This is a genomic window from Halomonas sp. 7T (genome assembly GCF_025643255.1).
GTDB lineage: Bacteria > Pseudomonadota > Gammaproteobacteria > Pseudomonadales > Halomonadaceae > Vreelandella.
The window spans coordinates 2,219,411-2,232,836 of sequence record NZ_CP087112.1 but is presented as its reverse complement, the minus strand read 5'-3'; the positions used below and the strand labels follow the sequence as shown (position 1 = coordinate 2,232,836).

Annotated in this window: 11 protein-coding genes and 1 pseudogene; 6 read left to right on the top strand and 6 right to left on the bottom strand. The window is 57.0% G+C overall.

Features of this window, described 5'->3' with window-relative positions; genetic code table 11:
- Positions 1 to 40: 40 nt before the first annotated feature.
- Positions 41 to 745 (top strand): 5,6-dimethylbenzimidazole synthase, encoded by a 705-nt coding sequence (gene bluB, locus LOS15_RS10430; protein WP_263065769.1) that lies wholly within the window; start codon positions 41 to 43, stop codon positions 743 to 745.
- Here bluB and LOS15_RS10425 read toward each other — a convergent pair.
- Positions 717 to 1,514, bottom strand: a complete 798-nt coding sequence (locus LOS15_RS10425) for a CDP-alcohol phosphatidyltransferase family protein (RefSeq protein ID WP_263065767.1) — start codon at positions 1,512 to 1,514, stop codon at positions 717 to 719. The genes bluB and LOS15_RS10425 overlap by 29 nt on opposite strands.
- Before the next feature lie 273 nt (positions 1,515 to 1,787).
- Between LOS15_RS10425 and LOS15_RS10420 the strand changes: the two genes are divergently transcribed.
- The 4 genes and pseudogenes from LOS15_RS10420 to LOS15_RS10405 form a co-directional block, all read left to right on the top strand.
- On the top strand, positions 1,788 to 2,780 hold the full coding sequence (locus LOS15_RS10420; protein WP_263065766.1) for a zinc-dependent alcohol dehydrogenase: 993 nt from the start codon (positions 1,788 to 1,790) through the stop codon (positions 2,778 to 2,780).
- 31 nt (positions 2,781 to 2,811) lie between these two features.
- Positions 2,812 to 3,210: a 6-pyruvoyl trahydropterin synthase family protein gene (locus LOS15_RS10415; RefSeq protein WP_263065765.1), complete on the top strand. Its 399-nt coding sequence runs from the start codon at positions 2,812 to 2,814 to the stop codon at positions 3,208 to 3,210.
- Entirely contained in the window at positions 3,207 to 5,168 is a 1,962-nt protein-coding gene (locus LOS15_RS10410; protein WP_263065764.1) for a glycosyltransferase, read from the top strand. The genes LOS15_RS10415 and LOS15_RS10410 overlap by 4 nt, the downstream gene beginning before the upstream one ends.
- A gap of 3 nt (positions 5,169 to 5,171) precedes the next feature.
- Positions 5,172 to 6,002 (top strand): annotated as a pseudogene (locus LOS15_RS10405) (lysylphosphatidylglycerol synthase transmembrane domain-containing protein); the annotation flags it as partial.
- A 123-nt stretch (positions 6,003 to 6,125) separates the two neighbouring features.
- On the opposite strand, the gene LOS15_RS10400 reads toward LOS15_RS10405, so the two are convergent.
- Positions 6,126 to 6,890, bottom strand: coding sequence for a RibD family protein (locus LOS15_RS10400; RefSeq protein WP_263069689.1), 765 nt, complete (start codon positions 6,888 to 6,890; stop codon positions 6,126 to 6,128).
- Between the two features lie 175 nt (positions 6,891 to 7,065).
- Here LOS15_RS10400 and ribA point away from each other — a divergent pair, with 175 nt between their 5' ends.
- Positions 7,066 to 8,172 carry a GTP cyclohydrolase II RibA gene (gene ribA / locus LOS15_RS10395; RefSeq protein ID WP_263065762.1) on the top strand — a complete coding sequence of 369 codons (1,107 nt, stop codon included), beginning with the start codon at positions 7,066 to 7,068 and terminating at the stop codon, positions 8,170 to 8,172.
- Between the two features lie 4 nt (positions 8,173 to 8,176).
- Here ribA and LOS15_RS10390 read toward each other — a convergent pair whose 3' ends face one another.
- Genes LOS15_RS10390 through LOS15_RS10375 form a run of 4 tightly spaced genes read right to left on the bottom strand, consistent with a single transcriptional unit; the run spans position 8,177 to position 13,242 of the window.
- The gene (locus tag LOS15_RS10390; RefSeq protein WP_263065760.1) at positions 8,177 to 8,956 is read right to left on the bottom strand and encodes a creatininase family protein; all 780 of its coding nucleotides are present in this window, start codon (positions 8,954 to 8,956) and stop codon (positions 8,177 to 8,179) included.
- A complete protein-coding gene (locus tag LOS15_RS10385) occupies positions 8,953 to 9,765 on the bottom strand; it encodes an FkbM family methyltransferase (RefSeq protein WP_263065759.1) in 813 nt (270 codons plus the stop codon). Before LOS15_RS10385 ends, LOS15_RS10390 begins: the two co-directional genes overlap by 4 nt.
- Positions 9,765 to 11,723: a glucans biosynthesis glucosyltransferase MdoH gene (mdoH, locus tag LOS15_RS10380; RefSeq protein WP_263065757.1), complete on the bottom strand. Its 1,959-nt coding sequence runs from the start codon at positions 11,721 to 11,723 to the stop codon at positions 9,765 to 9,767. Before mdoH ends, LOS15_RS10385 begins: the two co-directional genes overlap by 1 nt.
- Positions 11,716 to 13,242: a glucan biosynthesis protein gene (locus LOS15_RS10375; protein ID WP_263065755.1), complete on the bottom strand. Its 1,527-nt coding sequence runs from the start codon at positions 13,240 to 13,242 to the stop codon at positions 11,716 to 11,718. Before LOS15_RS10375 ends, mdoH begins: the two co-directional genes overlap by 8 nt.
- Positions 13,243 to 13,426: the final 184 nt, after the last annotated feature.

Below are 13,426 nucleotides of genomic sequence, written 5' to 3'. Positions count from 1 at the left end.
TATCATTTGCTTATCGAGATGCCAAAGGCTTGTTAAACGAATGATTACTTCTAATACTTCTTTTTCCGCTGCTGAGCGCGATGGTCTTTATCGTGCGATTTTTGAGCGGCGTGACGTACGTTCCCAGTTCCTGCCTGACCCCATTCCTAGCGATGTGCTGGCGCGTCTTTTGCAGGCGGCCCACCATGCTCCTTCAGTTGGATTTATGCAGCCTTGGGACTTTATTGTTATCGAAAGCCCTGAAGTGAGAGCATTGGTCTTAGCGCTGTTTGAACAGGAGAGCCAGAAGGCGAGTGAGCATTATGAGGGCGAACGCAAGGCGCTTTACCGTAGCCTAAAGCTGCAAGGTATTTTGGAAAGCCCGCTTAACCTTTGCATTACCTGCGACCGAAGCCGAGGTGGCCCTCACGTGTTGGGGCGTAATAGCATTGTCGATACTGATCTTTTCAGCACGTGTTTAGCCGTGCAAAACCTCTGGCTGGCGGCAAGAGCAGAGGGCATTGGCGTCGGTTGGGTGAGTATTCTCGATCAGCAGCAGTTGAGTGTGGCGTTGAGCCTGCCTGAACATGTTTATCCTTTAGCGTACCTTTGCCTGGGGTATGTGAGTGAGTTTTTAGATCAGCCGGAACTGGAGGCCAGCGGCTGGCGCTCCCGGCTGCCGTTAAATGAGCTAGTGCATAGCGATACCTGGGGGCAGCCGCTAGACAATGGAGCGCTTAAGGCGGCGTTACGTGGTCGGAAGTAGTGGGCTTGCCACGTTGGTGAAGGTGGTTTGTCGTTGTGACAGCCTCCACTCGTTGCTTATGCAGCCACCATACGTCAACGCCAAACGAGTAGATCAGTGTGGCAAGAGCACTTATGGCTAACCAAAAAGAAGCAGTGGCTGGGGTTAGTGGCGCTAACGCCAGCAGCAGTGCAACCACTTGCCAAACGCATACGGCTTTGCGGCGAAAACTGGCGAATAGCGGCTTGCTCAGCCAAGTAAAGAGCCAGCTCGCGGCCACAAACAGGTAACGTATCCCGCCGATGAGGAGCACCCAAGCGCCTATGGTTGGCTCTAGCGTTAGTAGCCCCACGCAAAGCAGCATTATCAACAGAGCATCCAGCTCCATATCAAAACGCGCACCAAACGCTGATTGGCTATGAAAGCGCCGAGCAATCCAGCCATCTACCCCGTCTAGTGCCAGCGCAATGGCTGCAATGGCCAGCCACTGCCACAGTGCGGTGGTAAACGTATCCGCCACTAATCCGCCTGCCACGATCGCCACTAAGGTAGCTCTCGTCAACGTGACGCGATTTGCCCAGCCCAGTAAGCCGTAAGGCCAAAAGGTTAGCGTTAGCACACTAATACAAGCGTAAAGGCCATAGGCTACTTTCCAGTGCGCTGGACTTGCCAACAGCGCGGGTAAACCGCTGCCTACAACAAACAGCACCAAGCCACCTAGCAGTAACTCCGCAGCACTATACAGCCGTTTGGGAGGGGAGCCATCTGATGTATTAAGAGAAAACCGCATGGCGACTCACAGAGCGGCGCGTTTAGCCGCAGTTGAAAATAAATGATGCAATTGTTTTTCTATGTACCATTCTTGTATACGGTGGTAGAACTGTCTACACCGTAAGCTCAATTTGTAAGCAGTCTTTTTGTTTAGGGCATTCTAAAGCTTAACGAGCGTTAAACATCCACTCTGTTTTCTACGCTACGCTGTAGAAAAGCGAAGCAGCAGCGCAACATGATCGACGAGCTGCCACCGTGGATGGAAGAAGTGCTTCACTCATAAGGAAATGTCATGTCGGTGCCAGATACTGCGACAGCTTTTTGGATAACGCGCGAAGCCTACGGCGAGTTAAGGCGCGAACCGTTAGCGTCTCCAGAGGAGGGCGAGGTTCTTGTTCGCGCCCTCTACAGTGGCATTAGCCGGGGTACCGAGTCGCTGGTGTTTAATACCCGAGTCCCTGAAAGCGAGTACGCGCGTATGCGCGCTCCCTTTCAAACTGGTGATTTCCCTACGCCTGTTAAGTATGGCTACTGCAGCGTAGGGCGGGTAGCGAAAGGGCCTCAAACACTACGCGACAAAACAGTTTTTTGCCTTTATCCCCATCAAGACCACTACGTGGTACCCGCAGATGCAGTGCTGCCGCTGCCCGAGCAGGTGCCTGCTCACCGTGCCGTATTAACCGCCAATATGGAAACAGCCATTAACGGCGTATGGGATGCTAATCCCATGCTGGGCGAGCGCCTTTGTGTGGTGGGTGCGGGCGTTGTAGGTGCCCTAGTCGCTTATCTATGTGCGCAAATTCCGGGTGTGGACGTGCGATTAATCGACATTAATCCCGAGCGAGAAGCCTTGGCCGCTCAGTTAGGGGTTTCTTTCTGTACGCCAGACGAAGCACCCGTCGACCAGGACTGCGTCATCCATGCCAGCGGCCATCCGCAAGGCTTAAGGCTCGGGATGGGCCTGCTGGGCAATGAAGGCCGCTTAATTGAAATGAGCTGGTTCGGCAAAGGGGACGTGGCGCTGCCGCTCGGCGGTGCGTTTCACTCCCAGCGGCTAACCCTCAAAGCCAGTCAGGTTGGGCAACTGCCCGCTGTGTTACTGCCCCGCTGGAACTACCGCCGCCGCTTAACGCTGGCATTGAGCTTACTCACTGATCCGCGTTTAGACGCGCTGATTAGTGGTGAAAGCGCGTTTGCTGATTTTCCTGCTATTGCGCCACAGCTTTTTGGTCCCGGCAGTACCGCCCTCTGCCACCGTATCCGCTACCCAATGTCATCTTTTTGAACAGCCTCGCCTTTTGAAAACAGGAGTCTCTATGTACCGTTTATGTGTCCGTGACCACTTTATGATTGCCCACAGTTTTACAGGTGAAATCTTTGGTCCTGCCCAGCGCACCCATGGGGCGACTTATGTCGTGGATGTGGTGTTTCAGCGCCCAGAGCTTGACCAAGATGGGCTGGTCATTGACATCGGCTTGGCAAGCGAAACGGTCAAAGAGGTGCTGGCGAACTACAACTTCCAAAACTTGGATGACGTGAGCGAGTTTAGCGGTCGCAATACCACCACCGAGTTTATGGCCAAAGTGATTTTTGACCAGCTGGCCGAGGCGATTCGGGCGGGCAAGATGGGCACAACCGCCCAGGGGCTAACAGGTATGGAAATTAAGCTGCACGAGTCTCATATCGCCTGGGCAAGCTATGAAGGCGCGCTATGAGCCAACGTTTGACGCTTATTGTGGCCGGTGCGCCAGACCAGCGCACCGGCGGCTATATTTATGATGCACAGATCGTCGCCGCGCTGCGTGAGCAGGGAGTGACGATTGATGTGATAGGGCTGCCTGGCCGCTTTCCTGATGCCGATGAGACGGCTTCCCTCGGGCTGGGCGAGACGCTAGCCGCCCAGCCCGACGGTGCGCGGGTGATTATTGACGGCCTGGCGATGGGGGCGCTGCCCGACATTGTGCGTCGCCATACTCACCGATTAGACATTACCGCTCTGCTGCACCACCCATTGGGGGATGAGCAGGGCCTTCGCAGCGAAGATCAGCAGCGCTTACACCGTAGCGAATTAGCCGGGATCGCAAGCGTTGCCAGGGTCATCGTCACTAGCCGGTTTACCGAGCGCCGCTTACGCGAGCTTGCCAACCACTATGCGCTGCCCATGAACACGCCGATTAGCGTGGTTGAACCCGGTGTGGCGGCCGCGCCCATTAGCCCAGCGGCAGAGCCTGACGTGCCTATTCGTCTGCTGTGTGTGGGCACGCTGACGCCCCGCAAAGGGCAGGATGTATTGGTAAACGCGCTGGCGGGTTTAAGTGATTTGAACTGGCAGTGCGATTGTTATGGTGGCGCCCGAGACGTGGCCTTTACCCAGCGTGTGCAACAGCTGATTGATGACAATGGGCTCTCAGGTCGCGTAGTGCTCCATGGCGAGTGCGATGCAGCCACCTTGGAAGCCGCGTACCAGAGCGCACACGCCTTGTTGTTGCCTTCCTGGTACGAGGGGTATGGCATGGTGGTCACCGAAGCTCTGGCCCATGGTTTGCCAGTGATTACCACCACCGGGGGAGCACTTAAAGATACGCTGCCGGAAGGGGCGGGCCTAAGCGTAGCGCCTGGAGACGTAAACGCGCTAAAAGCGGCATTGCAGGATTTTATTGCAGATGCGGCGCTGCGCACTACGTTACGCGCAGGGGCAGCAGAAGCACGGGGCAATTTACACGATTGGCAAGCCGCAGGGGCTGCGTTTGCAAAGGCATTGCAGCTGCCCCCTTCGCTGGCTGCGGGTAGCCAATTCCAAGCGGACTGGCTGACGCTGCGCGAGCGCGTGGATGCCCATGCGCGAAGTAAGGAGCTTACTCAGGCTGCCGCTGTGTGGCTTGTCAGCGGTGTCGATGTAAAGGGTCGGCCTAGCGACCAAGTGCCTCCGACCTGTATTGCAGACTTAGGCTGTGGGCGGGGAAGCAATATGCAGTTTCTAGCGCCCCAAATACCTAACCCGCAGCACTGGATGCTGTTTGACCATGATGCAGGCTTACTCAATGAAGCACTCGAGCGAGCGGCAGCGCTGCGTAGCGCCAAGGGGCAGCCTGTTTCGGTAGAGAGTCACTGCGTATCGCTCACCACGCTTAAACACCCAGCATTGGAAAAGGCGCGCCTAGTAACGGCCTCTGCGCTGCTGGATCTTGTCTCCCGTGCGTGGATAGAGGCGCTGGTTAGCCAGTGTGTGAGGCACCGCCAAGGCGTGCTGATGGCGATGAGCGTGACCGGTGCGTGGTGTTTCACCGACCGGCAGCTGACCCCCGTCGAGAACGATGAAGATTGTTGGGTGCAGTCGCTATTTGTGGCTCATCAGCAGCGTGATAAGGGCCTTGGAGACGCGCTGGGGGGCGATGCTCATGGCGTGTTGATGGAGGCTTTCAAGCAGCAGGGCTTCCAAGTGAGTGAGGCAGAAACGCCGTGGCAGCTTAACGCCAGCGACCCTGCCGTGCGGCCATTAATGCACGCGCTGGTGGCTGGGTGGGCTGACGCAGCCACCGAGCAAGCCCCCGAGGAGGCCGCAAACCGTATTAGCCAATGGCGCGACCGCCGCCTACAGGCGGTTGAAGAGGGTGCAGTGGGTATTCTAGTAAGTCATCGCGATCTGCTGGCATTGCCAGCGGATGAGGCATAGCCCATGGCCATTGGGCGCTGTTTACGCATCCCCTGGGTGCAGCGTGGGCTGGTGAGTCTGGGGCTGCTGGTGGCCGTTGTGCTGTGGGTAGAGCCTGGGGCGGTCATTGCCGAAGTACAGCGCTTTTCATTGGGGTGGATGGCCCTTGCACTGTTGGTTAGCGTAGGACAGATCATGCTGAGTGCCTGGCGCTGGCAGTTTACGGCTGGGCTAGTGGGTGTACCCATGCGTTTTGGTTACGCCCTACGAGAGTACTATTTGGCGCTGCTGGTTAACCAGCTGCTGCCGGGTGGGGTATTGGGAGATGCGGGCCGCGCCCATCGCCATGCGGGGCAAGCGGCTTCAAAGGGGAGTGCTTGGCGTGCGGTGGTCATTGAACGGGCATCAGGTCAGGTAGCGGTTGTACTCTTAACGCTATTGGCGCTGCTTTTATCGCCGTTGTGGCAGTCGGCATTGGGTACGCCTTTGCTACTGAGCGTTGTGCTAGGCGTAGCGCTATTGGCGGTGGCGGTATTAGCCGTTGCGGTATGGCTGCGGCGTACATCGCTGATCGCACTACCGGCGTGGAGCGCGGCGTTTGGGCAGGAAATACGCAGCAGTTTGCTCAAGCGGCGGGTATGGCCGAGGCAGCTTCTTTCGTCGTTAACCATCGTGTTTAGCTATGGCGTGGTCATGGTCTGCGCGGCACGCGCAATAGGCGTGGAGCTTGCGGCCGTGGATATTTTGGCGCTGGCGCCAGTGCTGCTACTGGCGATGCTGATACCGCTTTCCATTGCGGGATGGGGGCTGCGAGAAGGCACGGCAGCGGCTATTTGGACGTTTGTTGGCCTGTCCTCTGCGCAGGGTGTTGCCATTTCGCTGGCCTACGGAGTGCTGGTGCTGCTTGCCAGCTTGCCAGGCATTTGGGTGGCGTTTGCTAGGCGTGCATCGGCTGCGCCATTGTCTTCTTCCTCTTCCTCAGGGGCTGGCACGCAGCTGCACATCAAACAGCGTGTCGTCTCCACACCGGAACGTTCGCATCGACGGGCGCAGGGCGCTTTCCAGGGTGTCGATGGGGGTCATTTGCAGCCCAGGCCTACCGGAACCAATCAGCAGCGGCGCCACCAGCAGGTGCAATCGCTCAATGGCGCCTGCTTCAATAAATTGCGAGACGGTAACGCCGCCCCCTTCAACCAATACCCGCTTCAGGCCGCGCTGCGCCAGCAGGTCAATAACATCGTGGGGAGTGAACTGCCCGTGGGTATTCAGTGGCAGTACGCAGCGTTCGGCGTTGCCGGTGGTGCTGTTAACGTCCGGCCCGGTGATATGCAGCGTGGGCGCGGTATCCGTGGTGAACAGCACATGCTCGGCGGGTACTCGGCCTCTTGGGTCAATCACTACCCGCACGGGATGCTTGCCGGTGACATGACGCACGGTGAGCTGGGGGTTATCAGCGGCTGCCGTACCCGCGCCGACCACCACGGCGTCGGCCAGCGCCCGCAGGCGGTGCAAATGCACCAGGCTTTCAAAGCCGTTGATGTAGTGGGAGTGACCGCTTTCCGTGGCAATTCGCCCATCCAAACTCTGCCCCAGCTGGGCAATGACCCAGCGCGACTGAGCCGCCAGCGGTGTCAGGCAGTCCAGCAGCACGCGGGCAGCTTCCGTTACCGCGGCGTGGCTTTGCCACCCCGGTTGGTTAAGAGCGATGTCTATCGGGCTGAGCGAGCCATGACGAACGGCCATCAACCACTGCCACGCAGCGTCACTGTCAATGCTGCCCTCTTCACGGGCAGAGATTTTACCACTCTTGGAGTCAGGCATAACGCCTCCCTACAAACCGAATCACTTCATCATGCGGGGCCATGTTGCCCAGCGCAAGCGCACTTTGCCCGTTATAGAAGGCAACCTGGAGGCCTACATGTATCACATTGAACGCGCTATTTTTGATATTCGTCGTGGTTTGCCGGTGGTATTGAATACCGGCGAGCAGCGTCTACTGGTGCAAGCATTAGAAGGCAGCGCATCCGTAAGCAGTTTGGCTGAGCTCTCTGGCTCCCGCCCTGCGCTGGTGCTAACGCGCCATCGGCTTGAGGCCATGGGAGTAGCATTAACGGCGGAGGCGGCCTGTTTGCCGCTAGCCCACCACGTGAGCGAAGCCGACCTGCACCGTTTGGCGCTATCTCAAGAGAGCACGCCGCTAACGCCTGCGCTGCTGAGTGGGTTAAAGGCTGCGGGGATGGGTGGGCGCGGAGCGGTGGCGTTAATGCGCCGTGCGTTATTAATCCCTGCGGCGCTAAGCGCTGAGGTAAGCGAGTCAGCGGCGACCCATATTGAACAACAGCTGGCCAGCGGTAAGCTGTTGGAGGTTAATGCTCAGGATGCTGAGAAGTGTCTTGCAGGCGCCCCGGGCATGTTGAAGCGGGTCAGCGAAGCGCGTATTCCGTTAGAAGACGCGCCAGAAAGTCGCTTTGTGCTATTTCGTGAGCCTGACGGCCTGCGGGAGCACGTAGCGGTGGTGATTGGGCAGCCTGATTCGCTGTCAGGAGCGGTACCGCTGCGGATGCACTCTGCCTGCTTAACCGGCGACTTATTTGGCAGTTTGCGCTGTGATTGTGGCGAGCAGCTGCGCAACGCGGTAGCGGATATACAAGCCATGGGCGGCGGCGTACTGCTCTATTTAGCTCAAGAGGGCCGAGGCATTGGTTTGGCAAATAAGCTGCGTGCCTACACCCTGCAAGATGGCGGCCTGGACACAGTAGACGCCGACCAGATGCTTGGCTTTGGCGATGATGAGCGCCAATATGCGGTGGCGGTGGATATGCTTAATGCATTGGAGATTTCCACCGTACAGCTACTGACCAATAATCCCTTAAAAATGGCTGCTCTGCGCGAAGGCGGTATTGAGGTGGTTTCTCGCCAAGCCCTGTATGGCAGCGTGACTGACCATAATCACCGTTATCTGAGTGCTAAAGCGAACCGCGCAGGACATTTTCTAGACGACGTGCTTGAGGGGCGTGGGCGTTAACGGGTCATTTTTTAGGAGGCAGTGGTGGCAAGTGGGCGGTTTCGGCCACCACTTGCGCTAGCTGTGTAGCGTAATGCTTTACTAGCCGTTCACCCAGCTCTGCACTGGCTCCCGTCGCATCGCCAGCAACGCCCTGAGTGGCTAAATCTTCTGCCAGCCAAGCATACGCAGCGCTGCCTTCGGGGCTAACCAGCGCACCGGACGCAGGCGTGGCGGGCGGTGACGGCTGATAGCCATCCAGCATCACCAGGGAGGGAGCCAAATAGTGCATCATGGCGGTTTCTAGCTGCCCGCCGTGCAGGCCATAGCGCAGCTCCTCGGCATCAATGGCGCCTTCTAGTGCGGGTAGCCGCGTATACGTGGCTTTTACCACACGCATCGCAAACTGCTTTCGCAAGGTCAGGGCGGCAAGGTCCATCACGGCTTTATTGCCACCATGGCTATTGATCAGCACCAGTTTTTTGATCCCCGCGCGAGCGATACTTGCGCCGTAAGCTTCCAGCGTCGCGATGGCTAACGGCGCGGGTAGGCTAAGCGTTCCCGGAAAGCTGGCGTGTTCATCGCTAGCGCCTACCGCGAGTGAGGGTAGGCAAAGCACGTCGATGGCGGGGTCCATCATGCTAAGCATAGCTGCCTGCAATCCTTCGCCAATGATCAGGTCAGTGCCCAGCGGTAGATGGGTGCCGTGTTGCTCAATGGCGCCTAAGATGATTACCGCGACGGGGTCACTATTGGCTATCGCCTTGATCTGCGGCGCGGTGAGGGTGTGCCAGTGATAAATCATACGTTTTGCGACTCGTTATCAGAGAAAGTATTTGGTGTGTTCAACAGGGGGTGGTCACTGCGGCAAGCGTAAAGATCGCCTGATGCCAGCCCTTCAGCGCCACCGTTCAGCCACTGGGTGATCGTGTCGGGCGTCTGCCACTCCTCCCAGCGGAACGTGCGCTGTTCTCCGGCGATGGCATTGAAGCGGTAATCACCGAGGCGGGCAAGTTGTTCCATGCAGGCATGGCTGACGTCTAACACGCCCGCGACAAACTCCACTGAAAGCGCCGCCACTGGATGGCTAAGGCCCATCAGTACCTCAGCCTCAAAGCCTTCAACATCGATCTTAATAAAGCTAGGTTCGCCGTAGGTGGCAATCAGCTGATCGAGTGTTGTGACCTCTATCCGCAGCTGCTCTTCCCAGCGGACTTGGCGAAAACCAGGATTGCGCGCGCCGACGTGCTGGCGCCATTCAGTGGCCAACGTGGAGAGCGTGGGGTTGCCCACGCTGATCGCGATATCGGCGGTGCCAGGCTGCGGGCCGGCGGCTAGAGGGAGTAGCGTGACCCCTGGCCGGTTAACCAGCCGTTTGAACCAAGTGGCAAGCGCTGGCTGTGGCTCAAGGGCCACTACCCGTGCGCCTAACGCATGAAACGCTGCACTGCGATCGCCTAAATGCGCGCCAATATCAAACGCGACCCCGCCCGGTTGAATGAATGGACGGTAGAGGCGCCGCAGGCTGCGCTGCCTACCAGGGCGCCAATAGATAAACAGTGAGCGAGCCACCCCGCCGGCACCTCGCAAGCCTTGTAACGACATCAAGGGCATCAGTTGTGCTCCTTAGCAGTAGAAGCGCTAGCATTCGCATAAGGGAGAGGGCCTCGGAACGACTGGCACGGCATATCGCCGGGTAGCTCGCTGGGAGGAGGTTTCAGTCCTGTTATGTAAAAAGAGCGCTCATTAGACGGTTGGTTGAGCGCCGAGAAGTCTGCTAGAAGCGGAGGCCTTAAAACAGAACTGGGAGTGCCGAGTAGCCCTACACGATCACTCATCGCGTCTCCCCAAGTAGCACTACTGGTATATTTAACAATGGGCACGGCTGCAATAAGGCCCAGCCAGGCGGGCGTTAACCAGCCAAAAGCCGAGGGCGAAAACAGCACCAGCATGCCTGCCCAGGCAGCACCGCAGAGGCTCATCCAGCCCGCGTGTTGCCAGCACTCTTTCCAGCTTAGCGAGCGCTCACCGCGATGCTGGGTTTGCCAATCAATGGCTCGTCCTATCAGAACGTTCATAATAAACAGGCTATGCCACGCCATCATTAAAGGGGCAATTAACGCAGCAAATAGCATCTCTAATAGCGTGCTGAGGGTTAGCCTAAAGCGTCCCCCAAACCCTTGAGGACATTGCCAGCAAGTGAGTATTAACCCCATTACCTTGGGAGCGACCAGCATGGACAAGGTGATGAAGAGTAGCCCAAGAGAAAGCGCTTCGGGTAAAGGGTAGTGAGGCTGCGTGTCTACCGCTTGGTATCCCACCAGGATGCTTGTACAGAGTAAAAGCCCTAGCCAAACAAGCGACGAGAGATAGGCAAACGCGCCAAAAAAGAAGTGCAAACGGCTAATGGGGTGGAAGCCAGCCCCCGTGAGTAACCGTAAGTGTTGGAGGTTGCCCTGTAGCCATCGACGATCGCGCTTAGCGAAGTCGAGCAGGTTGCTGGGCATTGCTTCAAAACTATTATGGGAAGCGCTCATGTGAGGGGCGTGGCGTGAAACGGCGGTGGTGGCCATTGTATCCAGTAGCACTTGCCAGCCGCCGCGCTTAAGCAGCGCGGCTTCTACAAAATCATGGCTGAGCAGCTCACCACCCAGCGGGGGCTTACCTGAAAGGGTGGGCAAGCCTGCATGGGCCATAAAAGCTCGGGTACGGACAATCGCATTGTGGCCCCAATAGTTCGCCGCATCGCCCTGCCAAAAACTCTGTCCTGCCGCCAGCATAGGGCTATACAGCGCCGATGCCAGTTGGCTAAAGCGGCCAAATAGGGTGCGCTGCCCTACGGGAATTGGGATGGTTTGAATCAGGCCTACCCTGGGCTGGCGCTGCATGCGATCAATCAGATGTAAAAGCGTTGCGCCGCTCATGAGACTGTCGGCATCCAGCACCACCAGGTAGTCGTAACGGCGTCCCCAGCGGCGGCAAAACTCAGCGATATTGCCTGCTTTGCGGCCATGATTGTTAGGTCGGCGACGATAGTGAACGTCCAGTTGTCCGGCAAGACGCTGCTGCAGGGCCGCCACGTGATTAGCTTCTTCCTGCGCCAGCGTCCTATCCTGAGTATCACTCAGAATAAATACCTCAACGTGATCACGCATGACCGCTGCTGAGCCGAGGCGGTTGGCCTGTTGCAGCAGCGAGCGGCAGGTAGCCTCTAACCCGGCAATGGTCGGAATGGGGGGCTCTGCATAGATCGGCATGACCAGCGCCGTGCGGCTTGTCAGCTGTTTTACACCCGAGGAAGAGGAAGGGAAGCGGCGCAGGCTAAGTGGATCAAGACGAAGGGCGCAGAGCACAAAGCCACACACTGCGCCCCAGAAGGCGAGGGCGATCCAACTAAAGGTCAGTGCAAATAGCGTCAGCATCGCGATTTGCCAGCCCATGGGTAAGTGAGTCACTACCTGTGCCATGGCTGCGCAGCCTGCTAGGCTGGTCGACACGACTAGAATAGCAAACAAGGCGCGGCGGCATTTCAACCACGGTATGGAGAGCACGGCCTCGCGGTTTTCAGGCATCGGGGTACCACACGTAGTTCCAGGTTTCGCTGATAGGCGCATTATTCAGCAGTAGCCGAAGGCGAATATCATTGGGAGTATCATCGGGAATCCTGAAGCGCACACGCCAGCCGCCGTCGGGTAAGGCGGCTACTTGAGGTAGCAGTATCTCGCCAGTGAGGGAGCTAATATCAAGCTCAACCGGCTGGTCTGCCGAAATGTCATCCAGCACACCGCCGTTGAAATCGACAATAAACTGCCGTTGTTTAGCCGTCTCGGTGGGGGGTTGCCCAGGAACGGCCGCACTGCCTTGGCGACTGCGAACGGCTCGCCCTAATGTGTGTGCGTCGGACTGAGTATTCAGCGTGTACGTGCGATAGTGCAGGCGGCGCGATTCACCGGCGTTGAAGGCTTCTTCAGATACCCAGTAAGCGACAATGTTGTCGTGGGTTTCATCGGGAGTGGGGATTTCCACCAGCTCTATATGGCCTGTGCCCCAATCTTCGAGCGGTTCCACCCACTGGCTTGGGCGGCGGTGGTAGTGGGCTTCTAAATCCAAATAGCGGTTGAAATCCCTTTCTCGCTGCATTAAACCAAACCCATGCGGGCTATCATCCAGAAAAGCAGAAATACGCAGGGCTGATGGGTTATCCAGCGGTCGCCATATCCATTCATCGGTGCCGGTGTGAACCAGTAATCCATCGGAGTCGTGAACCTGAGGGCGAAAGTCATCGGGTCGTGCAGCGCTGATCTCACCAAAGGCAAACATGCTGGTTAACGGGGCAATGCCGAGTTTGTCTATATCTTCCCGCGCAAACAGCGTTGCTTCTATTTCTGCCTGGGTAGTGTCACCGGGTTGGATAACAAACCGATAAGCGCCGCTGAGCGAAGGGCTATCCATGAGCGCGAGCAGCGTCAACGTACTGCTTTCTTCGTTGGGTTTATAAAGCCAGAACTCGCGAAAAGCGGGAAACTCCTCCCCCGTATGGGTGGCGGTATCAATGGCCAACCCACGGGTTGACAGCCCATACGCTTGGTCACGGCCAATCAAACGAAAGTAGCTGGCTCCCAGAAAAACGGCGAACTCATCGGCATAGTCGTCGCTGTTAATGGGGTAGTGCAAACGAAATCCCGCGTGGCCGCTGCCGGTTAAATCTTGTTCAAGCAGGCGGTTAGCATCGCCATCGTAGTTGAAGTCATCCGCTGAGAAAGGCAGGGGAGACACGTCGCCATTATCGACAACGTTAATGTTTACAGGGGTTTGGAATAAAAAGCCGCTATGAAAAAGCTGAACTGAGAAAGGGCTTTCATCCTGCCAGTATGCCCGTTCGGGGTTAAAGCGAATTTGACGGTAGTCGTCATAGCTTAACGCCTTAAGCGCGCTGGGCAGGGATTCCTCAGGCGCTTGATAGGCTTCATTGGCGAGTGCTTGCGCGCGCTCAATAACGTGGTTGAATACCTCGTCATCGTTGGCGGTCGCAGGAAGTGTAATCAAGCAGCTTAACGACAATATCCATGTTGTTGTAAAACGGCCACCCATGAGCGAGTTCCTTTCAAGTGCGTAAAAATTAGCGCTAACAAAATCAGTATATGAAATATTTGAACGAAAACTATACGATTGACTGGATGAGTATATGTTTTTTTCGATTTTCTAGCCTCATCCACTAGGGTGACAGTTAAAATAGTCACCGGTTGTGCTGTGTATTAGTAACATTCAACGCTAC